Genomic DNA, 22,221 nt, shown 5'->3' on the forward strand with positions numbered 1-22,221 from the left:
GGAAGGGACTGACCCAGATGCCCAGGGTTCCTGAAAATCTCTTTCAGGCTGGCCTGGGTTTAATTGAACTGTGCATATTCCTGAAGTGGCTCGGGCGGCATCCTGAGATCGCCTTCCCAGGGAGCAAAACTGTAGCGCAGGTACAGGAGTGCCTGGTTGGGTTTGTAGTCGCTCCCCACAGAGCGCTCGATTCCGGCAGATGTACCAATGAACCAGCTGGGCGAAAGACGACGCTCCAGCGAAAAGCTGGCTCGATAGCCAAGGCCTTTGCTGCGGCCTCCCGTCAGTACAGGATTTCCTGCTCCGCGCTGCCAGGCGGACTTTGTCGGGAAGTAATCCGCATCATCCTCTTTCACCCACGAGTAGCTGGCTGATGCTTCGGCGTAAAACGACCAAGCATCCCAGCGTTGCGCAAAGTTGATCGGGACAGAGTAGGACAGGTATTGCTGTGGGCTATAATAGCCTCCCTGGCCGAACGTATAACCGCTCAGGTTTTCCTTGAAGTGCCAGTACATGACGTTACTGCCAACCCGCAGGCGTCGATTGGGTTCGTCGATCAGGCGAAAGTAGATTCCGCTCATCAGGCGCAGGCGATCATTGCTTTCCACGTTTTTACCCGTCAGGCGATGGGCCTGCAGGCTCGACCAGATGCCGTAGAAGCCGCCCTGGTCGTAGCTTAAACCAAGCGATACCCCATTGGTACGGACGCCACCCCAGGTTTTGCCTGTGCGAGGGTCTTCAGTACCTGCATAGGCTAATAAGGACGTGGACAGGGCGCGGCGGGAGATATCCATTGTCCAGCCAAGGGACTCAAGATCGCCGCTCAGGCGTACACCTCCCACGATATCCTGTACTGGAAACCCCAGGGGCGTAGTACCTACGTCCCACTGGGTGTCCTGCCCACGCCAGCCAACAGCCAGGCTGGTACCTTGGGCGCGTTGATTGACATGCCCGCGACTGCATTCCTCACGGGTCTGGCAGAGGGCGACACTTCCAAAGTTGTTCTGCTCAATAATGTTTCCCAGGCTGCCATTATCCATCGTAATGGTTTCCGCCCGGAAAAAGCCTTTGCCATCCCTGAGGGGATGATCAGCTTCAAAGCGTAGATCATGGGCCTTGAGGTCCGATATACCCGGTGTGCCTGAACTGTCCCATGCGTCATACTGCAGTGTCGCAGTAGCGGTCTGCTGTTGATAAAGCTCAGCGGTATCGCTGCGAATGCTGCGTTTGAGCCAGTCGTCATCAGGTTGTACTCGGGTTTGCCAGGTGAACTGCGCATCGTTTTCGCCCGGATCGCCCATGTTGCTTGTGCGCATGGCCTGGCGATAGCGATCAAGCGCCAGGTCCGGCTGTTGATTGCGCCTGGCGAGCCTCGCCGCGTCGCGCCATAGGAGCGGATCACGGGTCTCGACCTCTAGCGCGGCAGCCATGTAGGCAGCGGCTTTCTCCGGCTCTCCCAGTTCCGACCACAAATTGGCCATTCGACGTTGTTGTCCTGCAGTGGCTGCTTTGGAGGACAGCTCGGCCAGCTGGCGCCGTGCCTGGATATCAAGGCTCTGCTGATGGGCAAGCTCTGCCAGGCTGAGTCCGGCTTCTATATTGTCGGGCTCAAGTACCTGAGCTGCACGGTAATAACGTTTGGCCTCGCCAGGATGTCCACCTAATACCGACCACTCGCCCAGCAGGAGAGGAATACCCGCTTCCTTGGGAAAGCGCGTACGTGCCTTTTCAAGCAGGGCGGTCGCATCCTGGGTGCGGCCCTGATTGTTTAAATCGCGCGCTTGAGCCAGAGTCAGGCCATAATCTAGTCGATAGGCAAGGCTGTGCATATCCTCACTCCACTGGTTGGCAGGGACTTGACGCAGGCTATCAAGCGCCCGTTGCGCCTGGTTCTGACTGTCGAGAAAGAGCGCATGGGCATACCGCAGGACCGGATCAGTGGAGCGCTGACGCAGTTGATTTGCAAAGGCGTCTTCTGCCTTTGGATTACCCAGTGCTGCGCGCGCTCTGGCAAGATTATAGGCCAGCCAGGGATCCTGCGGCTGCAGCTCAAGGGCTTCTGTCAGCTTGTGCTCAGCGGTTGCCCATTGACCTTTGGCGGCATGGGCATCGGCCTCGCGCGACAAGATGTTCGCCTGAATCCGGTTCAACTCAGGTATATAACGTTGACGCTGATCCTGGGGAAGGGAGGCGATGAGAGATTTGGCCGTGTCGATCTGGTTTTGCTGAAGATAAAGGTTGATGAGGCCGCGTAGTGCTGGACCGTTTCGACGGTCATAGGCCAGCGCCCGCTTGTAGGTCTGCTCGGCTCTGTTCGTATCGCCCTGCGCTGCATAGACATCGGCAAGGCCCGTCAAGGGCTCTACGGCGCGAGGTTGCAGTCTGGCAGCGTTCTGGTAGGCCTTTGTCGCTGCAGTGTAATTGCCTGCACGCAGTGCAGTATCCCCGTCATTGAGGGTTGCCCAGAATTGGGCTGTTGCAATCAGGTTCTGCCACTTGGCTCGCTGGTCGATGTTTTGTTCGCTGGCCAGGGCCTGCTGGTAAAACGCCAACGCTTCTCGATGCCTACCTTCGCGCTGCCGTAGTCTTCCCAGATTGCCTAACGCATCTGAATCATTGGGAAAGCCCTTGAGGGCCTGCTGCAGGGCGCGCTCGATAGCAGCATAGTCCTGCGAGTCTTGCTCCAGGAGCTGCTGCGCCCTCTGTTTGGCTCTGAACGCTGGGTTTGCCAGCAGTTGGTGCTGCGCGGCTAACCCCTCGCGGGCAATAGGAGCTGCATCCGGGTAGGACTCAAGGTAACGCTTCCAGAGCGTGACAGCCCGATCTTCAACTGGCATTCGCTGAAGCTGGTCCAGCCATACAGCAGAGGCGCCCTGGCGGGCGTAGGGGTCCTGACTGAGCTTTTCCAGATCCTTGTAGGCTTCTGGATCATACGGATTCAGATCAAGTCGCTGTCTGACCAGCGCCAGCCGATAGTTGCCACTTTGTGGATAGCGGTTTACCAGCGACTGAATTCCCTGTAGGGCTCTGGTATGACCCTGCGGCGTATTGGCAACCGCTTGCCAGTATTCCAGCTCGTATTCCGGCGACGGCAGGCCTGGCTTGAATAGCTCATCGTATAGCTTCAGGGCTTCGTCATAGCGACCCGCCCGTGCGAGCAGCCTGGCTTGAAGAAGCTGCGATTTTTTCTGTGGCTGATCAAGCTCGATATCAAGCCGTACCAGACTCAACGCCTGCGAACCTGGAGCAACCTTCTCCAGATGTTCCAGTGCGGCCTGTGCTTCCTGCGGCTTGTTCTGTCTTAACCTCAGGCGGGCGAGGGCAGCCAAGCCTTCCGGATGATCAGGTGCAACTTTGAAGAGGCGGTAAAGGCTGTCTTCGATCAGGTCATCTTTGTTACGCGCCTCGCCAGCCCTGACTTGCGCCATTAGCCGATCCTCCGGCGTAACGGGCCCCTCGGCCTGGGCCGACAGGCTAACCAATAGAAGAGACAGCAGAACAATCAGCGTGGGCATGCAGCGGTATCCGGCAACTGCAATTCACCATGAACGTTGAAGCGGAAGCGACCTTCTTGCCAGCCTCGTCCAAACAGCGACAGGACATTGCCATAATAGGCATCTGCCTCGAGCGGCTCCTGCTTCAAACGGGTTAGCTGAGCGTCGAGAGCCGCCTTGTCACCCAGGCTTGCCAGAAGCGGAAGTACAGCTGCCGAGAAGCCTAAAGGCCCGCGGTTTTGAGTAGTCCCTGTCTCGGCATTGACCTCTTCGGGCGGGTACCCCCGTTGCGAGATATAAGTCTGCATGGGCTGAAAGCGCGAAAGCAGGCTATCCCGGCCGGCTGATCCAGGCGCCTGCATACCTGCCCACAGGTAAACACGAATGGCGTTATAACTGCCTTGCCAGCCGCTCCGCTCGGAGCCATGCCAGGCGCCTGATCGCCAGTCAATCCAGTCGGGTGCAAAGCCTTTGGGTGCGGTTTCGTTCAGCAGTCGCAGCGTAGGGGCAATCATGCCTTGCCAGGGGCCTTCCGGATGCTTGTATGCGAAGCTGCTGAGCAAAAAGAGCGGCGTGTAGCTAGGATTTAGCGTCCAGCTGTCCTCGTCGGTAAAACCGACCGGGGCGGGCAAAAGCATGGGACCAAGCCCCTCGATTCGCGCGACTTCTTGCTTTTCGACCTGCTGAAGAAGCCGGTTGGATAACGTCTGGTAGTGGTGAATTCGCCAGAGGCGCGAGGCTTCCTGAAGGCTGTAGGCAATCCAGAGGTCGGCATCGGAAGCTGCGTTGTCATCCAGTATTTGAAAGTTGCCGTTTTCCGCACGCCCCCAGAGCCAGGCGGGCAGGTGTTTGGAAAAGTCTCCCTGGCTCAGGTTGCCCTGCGTCCAGTTGACTAAACGCTGAAACGTGGTTCGGTCACCTGCTACCAGGGCGAAAAAGAGCGCGTAGGATTGCCCCTCCGATGTCGTAATTGCGCGCTCGTCGCTGCGATCAATCACCCTGCCATTTTCGATGAACCCGCGCTTGAAACTTTCCCAAGCCGGCCACTGGCAGGCAGCCGAGACGGGGCTGGCGAGACTGATCAGACAGAGGGAGGCAAGCACTTTTTTCATGAAGGTTACTCCTGTTCCTGCAGGCGACGGCGCGCCAGCCAGCGGAGGACATTCCAGAGCAGGGCAGCCAATATCAGTGTGGTCACGATTGCAATGAATGCCAGTAGTAGCGGATGTGCGGACAGGTGATACCAGAGAAGCAGCCACCAGGGCAGGCTACCTACGTAGTAAGGCTCTCCTACGATATGACTGTCGATCCGGTCTCCGCGGAAAAGACTGACGGACCCGGTGACATTCTCAAGCCCGGTATTCTGGCTCAAGGCCTCTTGCAGCTGCTGATAGCTGTTTTCGCCATAACCCATCAGAGCGACTACGCTGCGCGAGCTGGCGTATGGGGATTCAAACCCGACCAGCGCCGAGATCGGCCCCGACGACGACGTTTGCAATTGTGTGTCTGCCATGGCAGACCCGGTGTCCTGTAGCGGTGACTCAAGGCGGGATGTCTTGCGGTTGGGAAGCATGAGCGACGTTCGGGTCTCATCCACGAACGCTGTCATATTCTTGTCCAACTCGGTCCGAGCCTGCTCGGGAATTTCACCTATTATCAGAACGTCGCGTTCGCCTTTCTTTACGGCTGACCAATCATCACCAATGGAGACCTGTGTCGCGGGATAGCCTGTAATGGCCCCCATGCGTCCCATCAACGTAAACAAAAGGCCTGTCTGTTCCGGCGTTGGCTGCGAGGGCATCATTACCTGCGTCTGGGATAGATCGGCAAGGCGAGTAAAGGGATATCCGGCACTGACAAAGGCGCGTAGATCGGGCATGGCCTTGTAGTGATAGAGCGAAGAAAAATCAATGGTCGAGTCCGGATCGATTGCGGCTTGAACATTGAGCGGAAGCGTCGTGGTACAGCTGGTATTGTCGCCATTGGCCGGGAAGGCGCCGAAAGAAAAATCAAAACGCAGCTCATTGCGAGCCCCTAGCTTGAGTGACGGCACTTGAAAGCCGGTACTGGTCCCTAGCAGATTTTCGTTAAGAATCGGCAGATTAACACCGCCCATGCTCTGGTTGGCATTCTTGCTCAGCGTAAAGGCCTTGATGAACTGGTTGTTGGCGTTGACCGTCAACAGGGCTGTATCGTCACGGAGCGGGGGCGTGTAGCGGTATTTAAGATCCAGCGGGATACCGCGATTACGCCACACGAACAGGTCCGGCGGAATATTGAACGCCAGCGTAACCGGTCGCGGCACCATGCCGGTGACTTCCAGCTGGTTGGGATAATCCATTAGCTCGCCCAATCGAGTAGGGCGATCCAGTGAAACCCAATTTGGGGCATCGTAGGGTTGGCGGGGTGCCAGGGTTTGCAGAGAGTCCACGGTGGTGGATTGCCCTCGTAGCGTAACAGCGCCCAGGGCGACAGCTTTCGCTGCAGTCAGCAGGTCGTTGTCGTCACGCCCAAGGATCAGTAACAGCTTCCCATAAGGATTTTGCGGATTCTCGACAATCTCAATGGTCGGTGCTGTCACCTCCGCATGGCCTTCAATCAATGCAGGCAACTGTGCATTCGTTGCAAACACAACGGCATTGCCTTGAGAGGGCAGGCGTCCAAATGAGGTTGGAAAGCTGGCGCCTCGCCAGCCGCTCAGCGTTCCAAACCAGGACGCCATTACTGCCCCAGCAGTCTGCTCGGCACTGTTAGGCCGATCTGCAAAGATGAATGGAACGCTCAGGGCCGCCGGGTCGCGCTGATCGAAAAAGGGCTCTGGTAATTTGGATAAGTCATTCTGGATCTTTAGTGCCTGAGTGCTCAGGAGCAGCTGGCTTTTCGCGCTGAAGTCAACCCATAGGCTGGAGTGCAGCGGGTCTTCGCAAATGGGGGCATAGTGGCCAACCAACTCAAAGCGCACGTTGTTGTAATCAGAAATAAACTGGGCATCGAGCGGTAGATCCCGAGTAATTTCCTTGCCCAGATCCGCCTGATTGATAGGCAATACCCCCATCAACTCATTGTTCAGATAGACTTTCAGGTGCGACTGCACCGGAATCAGCGCCGGCGAGGGGGTATACACCAGATGGAGTCGAGCGCCTGTGACGACCTCATCGCTACGTAACCCAAACGATGCGTAGAGATTTCTCAAGACATTACGGGTCGTCAGGTTTCCCGCTGATGAGATCTGATTGAAGCCCAGCTGCCGCTCCTGTACCGGTGGGGCAACGGGTGTCGTGTTGGGAGCAGGCGCAACCGTAGGCGCCGCGGTAGTCCAGGGGGCGCAGGCCAGCAGAGCCGCTGCGATGAGAAAGCGGATTACGCCTTTCATGCTTATCCTTGCTGTTGTGTTCGTTTTGGCGGTAGGACAGGGGTTACAGGTATGAACGACACGAGTTTCTCCACCAGCCACACCGAGCCCTTGATAAGAGGACGGGAAAGCCTGGGGGAGTGCTGCAGCATGCGTTTATAACCTGATAATCCGACCCGGATAATGGCCAGGATGCTGCGTAGCGGACTGTCTTGCACGAAACTTTCCTGCCATTGGGCCCAAGTGTCGGCACGTGCAAACGTACACTGCACAAAATTGATGCGTGTCTGAACATCCATCGGATCAAGCTCTAGCCCTGCAACCCGGCCTCGCTGGTTCCGAACGCGAGTGGCAAAGCTGTACTCCTCAAGGCCGCGCTTTAGTTGCAAAAAGATCTGCTCGTCCGACTTGAGGTCCAGCTCTGGCGGCAGCTCCAGTCCCACACCGCCGTCGGAGTAGTCCGTCAGCGTACATGCATAAACGTGGCCGCCCGTCAGGCGTATGGCGGCAGGTAGTCTCAAGTCGACGCGATGGGTGCGACGAACCTGACGAACTTCTGCGGCAACTGCAATGGCGCCTCCGAGGATAATCAGGTTATAGACGGTCCAGAGCATGCTGATGATGACAGTGCCTTGTTCGACGGCTGGGCCGGTAACGTAACGATAGACACCAAACAGCAGGCCTACCACATTCAATCCAGCCAGGAACAGAAAGGACTTCGAGATCGTCCAGTCAAAGACGTTTTCCTCAACCAGTCCCCCTTTAGCCGTTACGTTGAATTTACCCTTGTGCGGATTGATCAGCGCCACTGTGGTAGGCCGGGCGATGTACCAGGACAGCACCGTCTCGTAGATCTCGCTCCAGAAGGAATAACGGTACCGACCCTGGATGCGCGAATTGGTAATGCTGGCATGGGCGATGTGAGGCAGAACGAACAGCAGAATCAGCAGCGCCGGGGCATACAGGATATACGCATGCAGGATCAGGAAGGCCAATGGTGAAAGCAGGTAGATGAGCCTAGGCACGCCAGCGAGAAAATGCAGCATTGCGTTGCAGTAGCAGAGTCGCTGGGGAAGCGAGAGGCCTTTGCCCATCAGCGGATTGTCCAGGCGGAAGATCTGCACCATGCCCCGCGCCCAGCGAATTCGCTGGCCGATATGGGCTGACAGGCTTTCAGTAGCGAGTCCTGCCGCCTGGGGAATACGAATATAAGCGGACGTCCAGCCGTTGCGGTGCAGACGCAGGGACGTGTGGGCATCCTCGGTTACAGTTTCCACGGCGAAACCACCAATGCTTTCCACGGCGGTGCGCCGCAAAATGGCGCAGGAGCCGCAGAAGAACGTGGCGTCCCACATGTCGTTTCCGTTCTGGACCAGACCGTAAAACAGGGTGTTCTCGTTCGGCGTACGCCGGAAGTTACCCAGGTTGCGCTCGAAGGGGTCTGGCGACAGAAAATGGTGAGGCGTCTGCATAACGCCCAACTTTGGGCTTTTCAGGAACCAGCCCATGGTCATCTGTAGAAAAGAGCTGGTCGGAATATGGTCGCAGTCAAAGATCACCAGGAAATCACCTTTGGTGACTTTCATGGCCGCATTCAGATTGCCTGCCTTGGCGTGGCGATTATCCGAGCGAATCAGATAGTGCACCCCAACTTCCGCGGCAAACTGGCGAAATGACTCCCGTTTACCGTCATCAAGAATGTAGATGTTCAGCTTGTCTTTTGGCCAGTCGATACCCAGGGAGGCCAGTACCGTCGACCGAACGACAGACAGGTCTTCGTTATAGGTGGGAATATAAATATCGACCGAAGGCCATTCGGCAATGTTGAGGGGGAGCGGATAGGGCTTGCGATCCAGCGGCCAGATTGTCTGGAAGTACCCAAGGATCAGTACCAACCAGGAATAAGTTTCTGCCAGCAACAGGAGCAGGCCGCAGATGACATCCAGCGGATTTTCCCAGTTTAGCGTCTGCGTATAGCGCCACCAGAAATACCGACACGATACGAGCAGCGAAAGGATGATAAGCGCTAACGTCGGGAAGCGCCCCGGCATCTTGCGAATGACCATTGCCAGCGCCCATAGCATGGCGATAAAAACGATCTGCTGGCCGATCTCGAATGGCTGCGTTACGCAAAGCAGTAAAAGCGGCGTGGCAATAAGCGCAAAGGCACCACCTAAGATACATTTCGTTCTAACCGAAAGAGACGACCAGGTCTCTTCCTTCAGAGTAGCGAGTGGCAAACGTTCCGGCAGACGTGCGGCTGAACGATAGAGGCGACGCCGGTGCTCAAGCAGGGCAGGAAATCGTTGAAAACCCTTGGAGAGAGCAGCCAGGTAATCGGGACCTTTGCCATTGACGGGCCTGACCAGAATAAGCCAGATACTTTGCATGACAGTTCTGAGAGGATTGCCCAGGCGCCGCGTGGATAACTGAGGGTACAGCGCACGCCAGTTGATGGCGACCCATTGCCAGGTGGGGCGCTCGAATCGCAGGAATGTCCAGCCCAGTAGCCACAATGCCGTCATCAGTAAGGCAACCGGCGCGCGATGGCGCTCACGGCTCTTGTGGTAGTACAGCGAAAGCCAGGATTTGGCAGCCGGTGCCAGGATCATGTGGCGCCTGCCTGCGCCACGCTCCATGTAGCCAGCGAGAGGAAATTGTGGCTGGCCAGAGAGGCCGGAGCGCTATCTGCGAGCGGCCGCTTCAGGGCCAGGGCCTCGCGTACAGCTTCATCCTCGTGGATGATGGTTGAAATCAGTGTTTTGCCCAGGACCAGGCGCCAGAGTTGTATGAGATCCCGAGAGAGCTTGTAAGCGGGTTGGTAACGGTTCACCAGCCAGAAGCGGTTGGGTGTATTCAGCTGGCCGACCAGTGATTGCTGATTAATCAGGGCATGGCAGGCCGGGTCAGCCTGCACGATTTGAATCCATTGCAGGTCCGTAATCTGACCTAGTGCCTCGCGAAAGCTCGAATGCTGTGGCACGTCAAAAATCACATAGGTATCGTCCGGCATCGCAAGTGTGCGCAGGGATGTAGGCAACCAGTCTGCAGCCAGCTCATGTAGATGGGACAGCGAGGTCGGACGACCAAAGGGCAGCAGCCAGATGTTCTCCTTATAAAGGAAAGCGGTGCTTTGCCAGGGGTAGCCTTCGGCGAGGGCCTGTGCCCATCCGGCATCCTCTGTAACGGATAAGCCAAAGTGCAGTCCCAGTAGATTGCTGGGGCAAAGATCAATCAGCAGAACATGCTTCTGTAAGGTGGCTAGACTAGCTGCCAGGCCTGCGGCTACTGAGGTGGTTCCACAGCCGCCCCGTATTCCCTGGACGGCTATAACGTGCATATTTTATGAGGCATTCTTCAGTTTGGCTTGCTCTTGAGTCGGTAGTACGACCTGAAGCGTCTCCAGGAGAAGAGGCCATTCGGCCAACGCTTTATTCAGATTCTGTACAGTCTGAATCTCAGCGTAGCGGAAATTTTGCAAATCGTAATGACGAATTAGCGTGGAAACGTCTTCACGACCACTGGTACCTGTGGAAACGATCTCAGTAACGGGCAGTGTAGCCATTCTGGTATTGCTCCTGTTTGCAAAGCATCTGGGCTTTGCCGCGTTTATTTCTGGTGCACCCAGCGGCGTGAGGTGCAATGGATAAGGCACTTGGAAATAAAAGCGTCATCAAGGGCCGCCATAATAGAGTTGCCCCACTACCGCCTGCGATCCGTGTCTTGAAAACAGTCTGTCCAGTCGCAGCCATGCCTTGAATTTGATTTCCTTAATCCACTCGATTCATTTTGTGAACCAGTGCAAATTATCGGCGGCTATTCCCACTGCTTAAAGGTCTATCTGGCGCCTTCTGACCGAACGATTTTTTCTCAGGACGAATGGCGTTTTGATAGCATCTGTCTGTTTCCCTCATTTCTGGTTGACCTGAGCGCTGTGTCTGGCTAAATGCCGTCCGGTTGTGACGCTGAGTGCGTCATCCGCTGAGCAGTGAGGGTGAATGAACGCTTCGTGGGATATCTTTTGCAGTGTCGTCGATAATTATGGCGACATTGGTGTGACATGGCGCCTTGCGCGTCAGCTGGTAGCCGAGCATGGTCAGCAGGTACGCTTGTGGGTGGATGATTGGTCGTCCTTTGCACGTATTCATCCAGCCGCAGGCATTAGTAATGATCCTGTCCAGCGTCATCTGGGCGTCGAAGTGCATCGGTGGACAGCCGTATGGCCCGACGATGTCATTCCGGCAGATGTCGTTGTCGAAGCGTTTGGCTGTCCATTGCCGGCTCCCTACATCGACGCAATGGTTCGACGTGCCTCCCATCCCCTCTGGATCAACCTTGAATACCTAAGCGCCGAAGCCTGGGTGGAGAGCTGCCATCGCCTTCCATCGCCGCAGCAGGGGATGCAGAAATACTTTTTCTTTCCCGGCTTCACTCAGGGAACGGGAGGGCTGCTCAGAGAGCAGGACCTGCTCGATAAGCGTTTGCACTTTCAGGCGTCTACTGACGCACGGGCACAGTTTCTGGCTGCCCTGGGCGTTACCCAGACGCCTAGCGAGCGCATCCTTTCATTATTCAGCTATGAGATTCCAGCACTATCGGAGTGGTTGGATGAACTAGCCCAGGGCGCTAAGCCCACCTTGCTGCTCATTCCTGAAGGCCGTGTATTAAGCAACGTGTCCCAGTGGCTGGAGGCTGAAGCGTTAAAGGCAGGCGAGGAATATCACCGAGGCGCATTGCGGCTCTGCATTGTTCCGTTCCGCCAGCAGGATGACTATGACCTGCTCTTATGGTGCTGCGACTTCAATGCTGCACGGGGCGAGGAGTCATTCATTCGAGCGCAGTGGGCTGGTCGACCCTTTATCTGGCATATCTATCCGCAGGAAGAGCGTGCCCATATGCTCAAGCTGGATGCGTTCCTGGACCGGTATCTCGTCGGAGCAAGCCCGGCTGCGCAGATAGCTACGCGTACGCTATGGCACGCATGGAACGGAGAAGGATCTCTTGGGCAGGCCTGGCGTGAATGGTCAAAACATGAAGCCGAAATGACCGCTCATGCGGAAAACTGGTGTGCCCGACAGAGTGAACTCAATGACTTGGCGTCAACGCTAGTACAATTCCATACAGAGCGGCTATTATACGGCGCTTGATTTTCTATCTTCTTCCAAACGGATAACCGCATGAAAACCGCACAAGAGTTCCGTGCCGGCCAAGTGGCCATGATCGACAACGCTCCCTGGGTCATCCAGAAGGCTGAGTACAACAAGTCCGGCCGTAACGCTGCAGTGGTCAAGATGAAGCTGAAGAGCCTGCTTTCCGGCAGCAGTACCGAAACGGTATTCCGTGCTGACGACAAGCTGGAACCAGTCATTCTGGATCGCAAGGAAGTAACCTACTCCTACTTCGCCGATCCGCTGTACGTGTTCATGGACAATGAATACAACCAGTACGAGATCGAAAAAGACGACCTGGGCGATGCGGTTAACTACATCGAAGACGGCATGACTGACGTCTGCGAAGCTGTTTTCTACAATGATCGTGTAATTTCCATCGAGATGCCGACCACTATCGTTCGTCAGATCGCTTACACCGAGCCGGCTGTTCGTGGTGATACGTCTGGCAAGGTGATGAAGACTGCTCGTCTGAACACCGGTTTCGAGCTGAAAGTTTCCGAGTTCTGCGATATCGGCGACCATATCGAAATCGATACTCGTACCAACGAGTACAAGTCACGCGCCAAGGTTTGATCGGCGAGTGTCACAAGAGCCCGGCTGATGCCGGGCTTTTTTGTGGGCCGTGTTTCGTTGGCCCAAAGCACAGTGATGGACAGGATGATGTATGGATGTAACGGCGATTGTGCTTGATATCCTGCTGGGTAGTGTTCTGGGCGTAGTGGGTGGTCTTTTTGGAATTGGGGGTGGTCTGATTGCGATCCCTGTGCTGGGGCTGCTCTTCGGGCTCGATCAGCAGTTGGCACAAGGCACAGCGTTGGTCATGGTCGTTCCTAATGTGCTGGTGTCAATCATCAAGTACAACCAACGCAATCGCATCGATTGGCGCCGTGCAGGTATTCTCTCGGGAGCGGGTATCCTGTCAGCCATTGCAGGGGCGATGCTGGCGGTAGGGCTGGATGCAAACCTGATGAGAAAAGGCTTTGTAGTCTTCCTGCTGTTTCTTGTGGCCTACAATCTCTGGCAGCTGCGCATGAAGAGCCATACGGTGACCAATCCACCTGGAGTCGCCTGGTTGGCAGTGCTGGGCGTGTTTGCCGGTCTGGTAGGAGGTCTCTTCGGCGTAGGCGGCGCGGTGATTGCGACCCCCATGTTGACGAGTGTCTTCGGCTTGTCCCAGGTCGTAGCGCAGGGGCTCTCGCTAACCATGGCGCTCCCGGCCACCAGCATTACGCTGGCAACCTATGCGATTCACCATGAGGTCGACTGGCTTATTGGCATACCACTGGCAATCGGTGGTTTCTTCAGCGTCGGGTGGGGTGTAAGAATGGCCCACGCCTTGCCGGAGCGTCTGCTGCGTGGGCTGTTTTGTGGTTTTCTTCTGGTATGCGCCATATTGCTTGCGCTCAAATGATCAGCCAAGACGGAAGCCTTCGACAATGAAGTTTGCGAAGGCCTCCGTAACCTGGGACTCAGTGTTCGAATTACGAACCAGCATGATCCGGGCGGAGGGCAGGCGGGGCAGACCGGCCTCTTCCTCGTTGATGATTTCCAGTTCTGGCGTAGCCAGGCTGTGCAATTGCGCGGTTACGGCAAGGCCGGTGCCGGTCATGGCCAGGATGGCCGACAGGCTGTGGCTGCTATAGGCAACCCGGTAATCGATGCCCGCTGTCTCCAGGGCATTGCACATCCATAGACGGCAAAAACAGCCATGATTGAAGACCGCTACAGGCAACGGGCTTCGCTCAAGAGCGGAGCTGCCAATGGCCTGCATCCAGCGAACGGGTTCTTCTCTAAGGAACTGACCGATTTCGTGGCCGGGCTCGCAGGTCACGATGCTCAGATCAAGGTCATGCCGCTGCAACAGCTGCGCTGATGTCTCGCACTGAACTTCGACTTGCACAAGCGGATAGGCCTGAGCAAAGCGTGACAGAATGCCGGGCAGAAAGCGCATAACGTAATCATCGGGAGTCCCGATGCGAACGGTACCTACCATATGGGGCTCGCGTAACGTATTCAGCACTTCACTGTGCAACGCCATGATACGGCGAGCGTATCCCAGCAGCACCTGACCCTCAGCCGTGAGGCGAACCTGGCGTCCCTCTCGATCGAACAGCTGACGTTGAACGATATCCTCCTCGAGACGTTTCATCTGCATGCTAACGGCAGATTGGGTTCGGTTGACGACCTCGGCCGCACGCGTGAAGCCACCGCTGTCAGCAATGGCGATAAAGGTGCGCAAGAGTTCACTGTCAATGCTGGGGAAAAGGCTCAAAGCATCAATCTCCTGAATGCAAGGCATCAGAACTATTCGTTGGATTGATCTTAGACGCGGGCCAAGAATGATGCCACTACATGAAGAGGAGGTATCAGTATGAACGCTCATGAGGTTATCCAGGCTTTCGATAGTGCGCGCCGCAAAATATCGGCTCTCTTGTTCTGGCAGAAAACACATGGAGTCATCAGGGCTTGGCGTGAGCAGGCCAGGCAACGCCAAACCCTGGCGATGTTAAGTGATGACGCCTTGAAGGATCTGGGCTTGAGCCGGGCGGATGCAGAGCGGGAGGGTTCCAAATGGTTCTGGGAGGGACCGTTTTCACGTTGATGTCTGGCAGAGGGTTGACTAGGGTGTCCGTACCTGGCCCTTGGAATTCATCATGTCTGTCCCTTTGTCCCTGTCGTTGAAAGAGGCTCGCCGACTCGCCCTGACGGCCCAAGGCTTTTACGGCTTCAAGCCCAGGGGCGAGGTGCGGCATCGGCATATCGAAGCGTTAATGAAGCGCTTGTGCATCCTGCAGATCGACTCGGTCAATGCGCTCGTGCGGTCACATTACCTTCCATTATTTTCACGGCTTGGGTTCTATCCCCGAAAACTTCTGGATGAGATGGCATGGTCATTGGATAAACCGCACCAGCTCTTCGAGTGTTGGGGGCATGAAGCCTCCCTGATGCCTATGGAGGATTATCCGCTGATGCGCTGGCGTATGGAGCGGGCCGCTCAGGGGCGAGGCATCTATCGGGAGCTGGCACGGGTTGGGCGTGAGCAGCGCGCCGTGATTGAAGCGGTGCTACAGGCGGTACGGGAACGGGGCGCGCTTGGCGCGGGAAGCCTGACGACCCGAGTCGGCAAGGCGGGACCCTGGTGGGACTGGAGCGTCGAAAAAAAGGCACTCGAATGGTTATTTGCGGCTGGAGAAGTAACGGTGGCAGGCAGGCGTGGCTTTGAACGTCTATACGATCTGCCTGAAAGGGTGATCCCAAAGGCCATACGAGAAAAACCGCTACTGAGTGAGGCGGAGGCCCAGCGCGAGTTGATCCGCCGAAGCGCAGCAGCCATGGGGGTGGCGACCGAAAAGGACCTACGAGATTATTACCGGCTCGATCCTGCTGATGCCAAGGTGCGTATCGCAGAATTGGTAGAATCCGGCGAGCTGCTGATGCTGACTGTAGAGGGCTGGAAAAAGCCGGCCTTTAGCCTTGGCGAGCCGCAGCAATCCCTGCGCGCGCGACACGTGAGCGCGCTGTTATCACCTTTTGACTCGCTCATTTGGGAGCGCGCCCGTACGGAGCGATTGTTCAATTTCAAGTATCGGCTGGAGCTCTATACGCCTGCTCATAAGCGAGTGTATGGCTACTATGTCTTGCCTTTTCTCTTCAATGAGCGCCTGGTTGCACGGGTAGATCTACGGGCTGAGCGCGCCCATGACCGGTTGGCGGTACATGCCCTGCATGGTGAGGAGGGACACTTGAGCGAGGAGGCTGGTCATTCGCTGGCAACCAATCTCCGCCAGTTGGCCAACTGGCTTGGCTTGGCGGAGATCAGTCTGCATGGCAGTGCAGCGGTGCTCAAGGCACCACTGGCTGAGGTCAGCGGCGGACCTGCTTGAGGGTTTCCGCAATCATGAAGGCCAGTTCCAGAGACTGGTCGGCATTCAGACGTGGGTCACAATGGGTATGGTAACGGTCGCACAGGCCGGCCTCGGTAATAGGTCGCGCACCCCCAATGCACTCAGTCACGTTCTGGCCGGTCATCTCGATGTGAATGCCGCCCGCGTAACTGCCTTCAGCTTGATGCACCTGGAAGAACTCGCGAACTTCCGATAGAACGCTGGCAAAGTCACGTGTCTTGTAGCCACTGGAGGCCTTGATCGTGTTGCCATGCATCGGGTCCGAACTCCAGAGCACCAGGCGGCCCTCTTTTTGTACAGCCTGAATCAGGCGAGGCAGGTGATCACCCACCTTGTTGGCACCCATCCGTACGATCAAATTCAGACGGCCAGGATCGTTGTCCGGGTTCAGCGTATCGATGAGGCGTATCAGGTCTTCCGTTGATGTCGTCGGTCCAACCTTTACGCCGATCGGGTTATTGACACCCCGCAGGAACTCCACATGCGCGCCGTCGGGCTGGCGGGTACGGTCGCCTATCCAGAGCATGTGCGCAGAGCAGTCATACCAGTCACCCGTCAGGCTGTCACGACGGACAAACGCCTCTTCATAATTGAGTAGCAGGGCTTCGTGAGCGGTAAAGAAGCTGGTTTCCTTAAGCTGCGGTGCGCTTTCCAGTCCGCAGGCACGCATGAAAGCGAGAGTTTCGTCAATACGGTCCGCCAGTTGATGGTAGCGCTCGGCCAAAGCCGAGTTCGCAATGAAGTCTAGGTTCCATTTATGTACCTGATGCAAGTCGGCAAAGCCGCCCTGGGCGAAGGCACGCAACAGATTCAGGGTTGCCGTCGCCTGGTGATAGGCCTGCAGCAGACGCTGAGGATCCGGTACGCGGTTGGCTTCATCAAAGGTGATGCCATTGACGATGTCGCCGCGATAGGCTGGCAGCGTGACGCCATCCTGGGTTTCTTCACCTGAAGAGCGAGGCTTGGCGAACTGGCCGGCCATGCGACCCACCTTGACCACAGGGCACCCGGCGGCAAAGGTCATCACCACGGCCATCTGTAGCAGCACCTTGAACGTATCGCGAATCTTGCCGGCGGAGAACTCCGCAAAGCTCTCCGCGCAGTCACCGCCCTGAAGCAGAAACGCCCGGCCATGGGTAACTTCGGCAAACTGGCGACGCAATTCACGGGCTTCACCTGCAAATACAAGCGGTGGAAAACCGGCCAGAGTACGCTCGACGTCGTTTAAACGCTTGGCATCGGGGTAGACGGGTTGTTGCTGGATGGGCAGTGCTCTCCAGCTGTCAGGGCTCCAAGGTTGAGTCATGATGGCTACTTGCTTTACGGATTATCCAATCGGGCAGGCATGTTAACCGATTAACAGCCTTTGGCGCTGATAGACGTGCTATATCAGTCTGCCTAAGATGGTGTGCTCTGTATAAAGGAGTCGACATGGATACTCAGGAGCGGTTACTGGCGGAAGTACACGACGAACATGGTCGTATTCGAGTCGTGGAAGCAGGGGAATACCGCTTTCTCGAGTTTGGAGACGAAATCGAGCAGAGTTGCGTATCGACTGCCAATCCCGGCTGGCTGGAATATGAGTATGGCCGGGCCATGCTGATGGGCGCGCTTTGCCATCCTGAACCACGGCGGGCGGTATTCATGGGCTTGGGTGCCGGAACACTGACGCGTGCCTGCCTTGATCATCTGCCATTGCAGGATGTCGAGGCAATCGAGCTGCGCGAAGCGGTACCGCCGCTGGCTCGACAGTATTTCGGTCTTGGTGACGATCCGCGCCTGCATATCCGCATTGGCGATGCGATGGATCTGCTGGACAGCTGCGAGCCAGCCGATCTGATTTTCGTCGACCTCTATACGGATGTAGGCCCCTCAGCCGCTCACTTGGCATGGGGGTTTCTGACAGGCTGCCAGAGCCGCCTCAATCCTGGTGGCTGGCTCATCATCAACCAGTGGAGCAGTACCGACGACAAGCCCCTGGGATCTGCATTCCTGCGCGGCATGTTCAGGCACCACTATTGGGAGTGCCCGGTGCCTGAGGGCAATGTCATCATTCTGGTGCCGGCCAGCTTCGAGCAAACCCTGGACCGGAGCGGACTGTCGGTACGTGTCGGTGCCATGGAGGAGAAGACTGGTTACTCACTGGGCCATCTGGTCGATCTGATTCGTCCGGCGAGCTAAATGCTTAGCCTTGAAAGCATTTTTGAGAAAGGCTGGGCTAATCCTGAGTTTTCCGGTATGATACGCCTCGGTCTTTTCAGACCTTTCCGTTCAGGAACTGCATTTTCCCGGTTCGCACCGGCCATAGCCTTGCAGTGCGAACTATTCCAGATGTAACACCACGTAATTTACTCATTCGCAAATCCTCACCTCGTCTGCCTGGGTGACTTCGGTCTATCGGAAATTAGCAGCACTAGGTCTTGGGTCTTTGCGATGTACAGAGGCAAGACAATGACCCAGGAAATCGGCGGTTTCGCCGCTCTCGATCTTAATCCTAACGTACTGGCGGCAATCAAGTCCGTTGGCTACGAAGAACCTTCTCCTATTCAGGCCCAGTCGATTCCAGTCATTCTGGCTGGCCACGACATGATCGGCCAGGCTCAAACGGGTACTGGCAAGACAGCCGCTTTTGCGCTTCCGTTGCTGTCCCGTATCGACCCTGCTCGCCGTGAGCCACAGGTCCTGATATTGGTGCCAACCCGTGAGCTGGCCCTGCAAGTGGCAACAGCCTGCGAAACCTACTCAACAGAAATGCCGGGCGTTAAGGTCGTTGCTTTATACGGTGGCGCGCCCATGGGCCCACAACTGCGTACGCTGCGTTTGGGCGCTCAGGTTCTGGTTGCTACGCCGGGCCGCCTGTGTGATCACCTTCGTCGGGATGACAAGATACTGTCCACTGTTGGACGTCTTGTACTCGACGAGGCGGATGAAATGCTCAAGCTGGGCTTCATGGACGATCTCGAATTCATTTTCGAAGCGATGCCTGAGTCGCGTCAGACCGTGCTGTTCTCCGCTACGCTGCCGCCGTCGATCCGTGCGATCGCCGAGCGTCATCTGAAAGAGCCCAAGCACATCCGCATTGCAGCCAAGACCCAGACAGTTGCCCGTATCGAACAGGCTCACCTGATGGTTCACGCTGATCAGAAGCCAGCCTCCGTGCTGCGTCTGCTGGAAGTGGAAAACTTCGATGCCCTGATTGCTTTCGTGCGTACCAAGCAAGCCACGCTGGACATGGCTGAAATGCTCGAGCGTCAAGGCTATCGCGTCAGTGCCTTGAACGGCGACATGCCCCAGGCTCAGCGAGAAAAAGTAATCGAGTCGCTCAAGGACGGATCGCTGGATATCGTGGTTGCAACAGACGTTGCTGCGCGGGGTCTGGACGTGTCTCGTATCACGCACGTACTGAACATCGACATGCCCTATGACCCAGAGTCCTACGTACACCGTATCGGTCGTACAGGTCGTGCCGGTCGTGAAGGTCGTGCGCTGCTGCTAGTAACGCCGCGTGAGCGTCGCATGCTGCAGGTCATCGAGCGTGTAACAGGTCAGAAGGTTGGCGAGATTCGCCTGCCTGATGCCGAAGCGGTACTGGAAGCCCGCATTTCCCGCCTGGCGGACAGTCTGGGTGCGCTACTCGCGGACGCAGAAGAAAACCGCGGTGCGCTGCGTGACGAGCTGTGCGAGCGTCTGCAGTGTGATCCGACAACATTGGCCGCTGCGGTATTGGCCAAGCTGACTGCTGGCCGTGCGCTGGATATCGACACGGTTCGCCGTGAGCAGCCGCTGACACCGGCGCCTCGCTCCGATCGTGGCGAGCGTCAGAGCAGTGGTGGTCGCAGTGAGCGTGGCGAGCCACGTGATCGTCGTCCGATGGCGCCACTGCCGGAGGGTCGCGTGCGTTGCCGTACAGCCCTTGGTGCACGTGATGGCATCGCTGCCAAAAACCTGCTGGGTGCTATCCTTAATGAGGGTGGCGTTCAACGCGAGGCGATTGGTCGTATTCAGATCCGTGAATCCTTCAGCCTGATCGAGTTGCCGGAAGAGGGACTTGAAGGGCTGCTGAATCGTCTGAAAGATACGCGTGTAGGTGGCAAGCCGCTGCGTCTGCGTCGTTATCGCGAAGACTAAGCAGTGTGATCTGCAAAAAGCCCTGGCCTTGTGCCGGGGCTTTTTGTTTTCGGGTGTTGGATGCCTACTGTCTAGTTATCAGCAAGGAGGTCATGTGGAAGCAGCATTCTGGATATCCAAGTGGGAGCGCAACGAGATCGGTTTTCACGTGCCTGAAGTCAGTGCTTATCTCACACGAAACTGGGCGTCACTGGAGCTAGCTGCCGGGTCGCGCGTACTGGTTCCGCTTTGTGGAAAAACAATGGATATGGTCTGGCTGGCAGAGCAGGGCTATCAGGTCGTGGGCATTGAACTCTCCCAGGTGGCGGTCGAGTCATTCTTTGCCGAGCAGGGACTAAGCCCGATGCAGGAAAAGCGCGGTGATCTGGTGCTCTACAAGGCGGGACCTTATGAAATTGTGCAAGGTGATTTCTTCAAGGTAGGCGCAGAGCAAGTGGCGGCATGCGCTGGCTTCTATGACCGAGCAGCTTTAATTGCCTTGCCGGAAAACATGAGACCTTCTTACGTTAAGCAAATGGGCAGGCTTATGCCAGCCAAGGCGAAGGGACTCCTCGTAACTCTTGAATATGACCAGGACCAGCGCGCGGGCCCGCCGTTTTCAGTGTCAGAGCACGAACTCCATGCCTTATATGGCTCTGCTTGGGGGCTGACCTGTCTGGAGCGCAATGATGTACTGGCGGAAAACGCCAAATTCGCCCGGCAGAGGGTGATCCGGCTTGATGAGGTGGTGTACCGAATCAGTCGGTAGGAAAGGGGGGCAGCAATGCGCTGCCCCTGAGTCAGAGAATGACTTTGTCTCGCAGCTTTTCAGCAGCCTGCTGCAAGGCCTGGATGACTTTTTCCTTGTCATAGTTCTGGATGCTATTGGTATCCAGGTACATGGAAAAGCCTGGGGCTTCATGCTCCATGTAACTGGGTGAAGCGCCCAGATCACGGCGGAAATCCACGACCTGATAGATCTGAACCGGGCGGCTGAAGCCCTTTACGCTGATCTGGCTTTTATCCCGGCACATGATGACGTCCTTGATCAACGAGTAGGTCTCATGGCTGATCAGAATTTCCCCGGCATCGGCCGCACTTTCAAGCCGGCTGGCAAGGTTTACTTCACGGCCGATGATCGTGTAGTCCATCCGTGTGCTGGCACCGAAGTTACCGACCGTGCAGTAACCCGTATTGAGGCCCATTCGGATTTCCAGAGGCTTGGTAATGCCCTGGCTACGCCACTGCTGCCTGAGAACTTTCATGTGCTTGCGCATGGCGATGGCCATGGATACCGCTGCAACCGCGTCCTTCTTCGCGCCTTGGGTATTGGGATCACCAAAGAACACCATGACGCAGTCCCCTACGAATTTGTCGATCGTACCACCGTACTTGATGGCAATTTTCGACATCTCGTTGAGGTAGTTGTTGAGCATGTCCGTCAGCGCTTCGGCTTCAAGCTCTTCGGACAGCTCCGTAAACCCTTTGATGTCGGAAAAGAACACGGTGAGCTTTTTACGCTGGGTCTCCAGAATGACGTTCTTTTTGCCGGTAAAGATCGACTCCCATACTTGAGAAGGTAGGTACTTGGAAAGATTGTGGGCCAGGTTCGCGGCTTTTTCATGTTCAAGCTTGAGTTCTTCCTGCGCCTGGCGCAGGCGAAGCCGCTGTTCATACATGAAGTACGCTGTCATGCAGAGGTGCAGACTGGTGCCTACGATACTGACAAAGGTAACCAGAAGCGGTGTGTGCGGTTCGATGTGCTCCAGCGCGACCGCACTGGTCGCCAGTAGAGCGCTGAAGGCTGTCAGCAATGCAATAGCAGCATAGCGACCCCCTCCCATCAGCAGGGAGGTAAACGTCAATAGCAGCAGGACCATGAAGCTGGGTACCAGCGAAAAGCCCAGCAGCAGAATGCTGATACCCGCATGCACCGAGTCGATGAACAGCAGGATCAGGTCGGTTTCCTGGTTGCGGTTGCGGCGGAAGCGTATGCTGACCTGTTGAGCCACATGGGGATACAGCAGCGTGTAAGGCACCAGCCACAAAATGTTGTATGCGAAGTGGTGGGCATAGGCGCCTGCGGCAATGGTAGCTGCCAGGGCAAGATAGGCCAATGCGCGAGAATAGTATTCGCCTAGGTACTCGGATGGGCTGTTGGCGTGTCGATGGGTCAGAAACTTCATAGAGTC

At 56.5% G+C, this 22,221-nt stretch carries 17 protein-coding genes; 8 read left to right on the forward strand and 9 right to left on the reverse strand.

The genetic code is table 11. The features are described 5' to 3' along the window. Positions 1 to 59: 59 nt before the first annotated feature. From bcsC to bcsR, 6 genes are read right to left on the reverse strand one after another with little or no spacing between them, the layout of a single operon-like run. Positions 60 to 3,515, reverse strand: coding sequence for a cellulose synthase complex outer membrane protein BcsC (bcsC, locus tag QWJ10_RS14595; RefSeq protein WP_289927492.1), 3,456 nt, complete (start codon positions 3,513 to 3,515; stop codon positions 60 to 62). Further along, positions 3,503 to 4,606: a cellulose synthase complex periplasmic endoglucanase BcsZ gene (gene bcsZ, locus QWJ10_RS14600; protein ID WP_125887966.1), complete on the reverse strand. Its 1,104-nt coding sequence runs from the start codon at positions 4,604 to 4,606 to the stop codon at positions 3,503 to 3,505. The genes bcsC and bcsZ overlap by 13 nt, the downstream gene beginning before the upstream one ends. A gap of 5 nt (positions 4,607 to 4,611) precedes the next feature. After that, positions 4,612 to 6,867, reverse strand: a complete 2,256-nt coding sequence (gene bcsB, locus QWJ10_RS14605) for a cellulose biosynthesis cyclic di-GMP-binding regulatory protein BcsB (protein ID WP_289927497.1) — start codon at positions 6,865 to 6,867, stop codon at positions 4,612 to 4,614. A gap of 2 nt (positions 6,868 to 6,869) precedes the next feature. Continuing rightward, positions 6,870 to 9,458, reverse strand: a complete 2,589-nt coding sequence (bcsA, locus tag QWJ10_RS14610) for a UDP-forming cellulose synthase catalytic subunit (protein WP_289927499.1) — start codon at positions 9,456 to 9,458, stop codon at positions 6,870 to 6,872. After that, positions 9,455 to 10,186 (reverse strand): cellulose biosynthesis protein BcsQ, encoded by a 732-nt coding sequence (bcsQ, locus tag QWJ10_RS14615; RefSeq protein WP_289927501.1) that lies wholly within the window; start codon positions 10,184 to 10,186, stop codon positions 9,455 to 9,457. Before bcsQ ends, bcsA begins: the two co-directional genes overlap by 4 nt. Positions 10,187 to 10,189: 3 nt before the next feature. Beyond that, entirely contained in the window at positions 10,190 to 10,411 is a 222-nt protein-coding gene (gene bcsR, locus QWJ10_RS14620) for a BcsR/BcsP family cellulose biosynthesis protein (RefSeq protein WP_197870256.1), read from the reverse strand. A gap of 433 nt (positions 10,412 to 10,844) precedes the next feature. Here bcsR and earP point away from each other — a divergent pair, with 433 nt between their 5' ends. The 3 genes from earP (at position 10,845) to QWJ10_RS14635 (ending at position 13,428) form a co-directional block, all read left to right on the forward strand. Beyond that, entirely contained in the window at positions 10,845 to 11,993 is a 1,149-nt protein-coding gene (gene earP, locus QWJ10_RS14625) for an elongation factor P maturation arginine rhamnosyltransferase EarP (RefSeq protein WP_289927504.1), read from the forward strand. Between the two features lie 30 nt (positions 11,994 to 12,023). Continuing rightward, positions 12,024 to 12,590: an elongation factor P gene (efp, locus tag QWJ10_RS14630; protein ID WP_010798023.1), complete on the forward strand. Its 567-nt coding sequence runs from the start codon at positions 12,024 to 12,026 to the stop codon at positions 12,588 to 12,590. 91 nt (positions 12,591 to 12,681) lie between these two features. Next, the gene (locus QWJ10_RS14635; protein ID WP_150347574.1) at positions 12,682 to 13,428 is read left to right on the forward strand and encodes a sulfite exporter TauE/SafE family protein; all 747 of its coding nucleotides are present in this window, start codon (positions 12,682 to 12,684) and stop codon (positions 13,426 to 13,428) included. Here the strand turns inward: QWJ10_RS14635 and QWJ10_RS14640 are convergent, their stop codons facing one another. Then, positions 13,429 to 14,289 carry a LysR substrate-binding domain-containing protein gene (locus tag QWJ10_RS14640; protein WP_010798025.1) on the reverse strand — a complete coding sequence of 287 codons (861 nt, stop codon included), beginning with the start codon at positions 14,287 to 14,289 and terminating at the stop codon, positions 13,429 to 13,431. 99 nt (positions 14,290 to 14,388) lie between these two features. On the opposite strand from QWJ10_RS14640, the gene QWJ10_RS14645 reads away from it, so the two are divergent. Together QWJ10_RS14645 and QWJ10_RS14650 are read left to right on the forward strand one after the other, a co-directional pair. Continuing rightward, complete coding sequence (locus QWJ10_RS14645) at positions 14,389 to 14,619, forward strand: DUF1127 domain-containing protein (RefSeq protein ID WP_010798026.1); 231 nt, start codon at positions 14,389 to 14,391, stop codon at positions 14,617 to 14,619. Between the two features lie 52 nt (positions 14,620 to 14,671). Beyond that, positions 14,672 to 15,901 carry a winged helix-turn-helix domain-containing protein gene (locus QWJ10_RS14650; protein WP_289927509.1) on the forward strand — a complete coding sequence of 410 codons (1,230 nt, stop codon included), beginning with the start codon at positions 14,672 to 14,674 and terminating at the stop codon, positions 15,899 to 15,901. Here QWJ10_RS14650 and QWJ10_RS14655 read toward each other — a convergent pair. Continuing rightward, the gene (locus QWJ10_RS14655) at positions 15,882 to 17,228 is read right to left on the reverse strand and encodes a class II 3-deoxy-7-phosphoheptulonate synthase (RefSeq protein ID WP_125887972.1); all 1,347 of its coding nucleotides are present in this window, start codon (positions 17,226 to 17,228) and stop codon (positions 15,882 to 15,884) included. The two genes, QWJ10_RS14650 and QWJ10_RS14655, sit on opposite strands and share 20 nt — an antisense overlap. Positions 17,229 to 17,353: 125 nt before the next feature. On the opposite strand from QWJ10_RS14655, the gene QWJ10_RS14660 reads away from it, so the two are divergent. The 3 genes from QWJ10_RS14660 to QWJ10_RS14670 all read left to right on the forward strand — a co-directional run bounded on the left by QWJ10_RS14660 (position 17,354) and on the right by QWJ10_RS14670 (position 20,798). Next, positions 17,354 to 18,103, forward strand: a complete 750-nt coding sequence (locus QWJ10_RS14660; RefSeq protein ID WP_010798029.1) for a spermidine synthase — start codon at positions 17,354 to 17,356, stop codon at positions 18,101 to 18,103. 252 nt (positions 18,104 to 18,355) lie between these two features. Then, complete coding sequence (locus QWJ10_RS14665; RefSeq protein ID WP_230382133.1) at positions 18,356 to 20,050, forward strand: DEAD/DEAH box helicase; 1,695 nt, start codon at positions 18,356 to 18,358, stop codon at positions 20,048 to 20,050. 94 nt (positions 20,051 to 20,144) lie between these two features. Continuing rightward, entirely contained in the window at positions 20,145 to 20,798 is a 654-nt protein-coding gene (locus QWJ10_RS14670; RefSeq protein WP_289927515.1) for a thiopurine S-methyltransferase, read from the forward strand. A 31-nt stretch (positions 20,799 to 20,829) separates the two neighbouring features. Here the strand turns inward: QWJ10_RS14670 and QWJ10_RS14675 are convergent, their stop codons facing one another. After that, positions 20,830 to 22,215 (reverse strand): adenylate/guanylate cyclase domain-containing protein, encoded by a 1,386-nt coding sequence (locus QWJ10_RS14675; RefSeq protein ID WP_010798032.1) that lies wholly within the window; start codon positions 22,213 to 22,215, stop codon positions 20,830 to 20,832. Between the last annotated feature and the right edge of the window lie 6 nt (positions 22,216 to 22,221).

Source organism: Pseudomonas sp. WAC2 (assembly GCF_030403525.1).
GTDB classification, from domain to species: Bacteria; Pseudomonadota; Gammaproteobacteria; order Pseudomonadales; family Pseudomonadaceae; genus Chryseomonas; species Chryseomonas luteola.

What these genes read in the sequence shown, in the direction of transcription:
- bcsC (WP_289927492.1), bottom strand. Translation starts at nt 3,515, where the DNA reads ATGCCCACGCTGATTGTTCTGCTGTCTCTTCTATTGGTTAGCCTGTCG.
- bcsZ (WP_125887966.1), bottom strand. Translation starts at nt 4,606, where the DNA reads ATGAAAAAAGTGCTTGCCTCCCTCTGTCTGATCAGTCTCGCCAGCCCC.
- bcsB (WP_289927497.1), bottom strand. Translation starts at nt 6,867, where the DNA reads ATGAAAGGCGTAATCCGCTTTCTCATCGCAGCGGCTCTGCTGGCCTGC.
- bcsA (WP_289927499.1), bottom strand. Translation starts at nt 9,458, where the DNA reads ATGATCCTGGCACCGGCTGCCAAATCCTGGCTTTCGCTGTACTACCAC.
- bcsQ (WP_289927501.1), bottom strand. Translation starts at nt 10,186, where the DNA reads ATGCACGTTATAGCCGTCCAGGGAATACGGGGCGGCTGTGGAACCACC.
- bcsR (WP_197870256.1), bottom strand. Translation starts at nt 10,411, where the DNA reads ATGGCTACACTGCCCGTTACTGAGATCGTTTCCACAGGTACCAGTGGT.
- earP (WP_289927504.1), top strand. Translation starts at nt 10,845, where the DNA reads ATGAACGCTTCGTGGGATATCTTTTGCAGTGTCGTCGATAATTATGGC.
- efp (WP_010798023.1), top strand. Translation starts at nt 12,024, where the DNA reads ATGAAAACCGCACAAGAGTTCCGTGCCGGCCAAGTGGCCATGATCGAC.
- QWJ10_RS14635 (WP_150347574.1), top strand. Translation starts at nt 12,682, where the DNA reads ATGGATGTAACGGCGATTGTGCTTGATATCCTGCTGGGTAGTGTTCTG.
- QWJ10_RS14645 (WP_010798026.1), top strand. Translation starts at nt 14,389, where the DNA reads ATGAACGCTCATGAGGTTATCCAGGCTTTCGATAGTGCGCGCCGCAAA.
- QWJ10_RS14650 (WP_289927509.1), top strand. Translation starts at nt 14,672, where the DNA reads ATGTCTGTCCCTTTGTCCCTGTCGTTGAAAGAGGCTCGCCGACTCGCC.
- QWJ10_RS14655 (WP_125887972.1), bottom strand. Translation starts at nt 17,228, where the DNA reads ATGACTCAACCTTGGAGCCCTGACAGCTGGAGAGCACTGCCCATCCAG.
- QWJ10_RS14660 (WP_010798029.1), top strand. Translation starts at nt 17,354, where the DNA reads ATGGATACTCAGGAGCGGTTACTGGCGGAAGTACACGACGAACATGGT.
- QWJ10_RS14665 (WP_230382133.1), top strand. Translation starts at nt 18,356, where the DNA reads ATGTACAGAGGCAAGACAATGACCCAGGAAATCGGCGGTTTCGCCGCT.
- QWJ10_RS14675 (WP_010798032.1), bottom strand. Translation starts at nt 22,215, where the DNA reads ATGAAGTTTCTGACCCATCGACACGCCAACAGCCCATCCGAGTACCTA.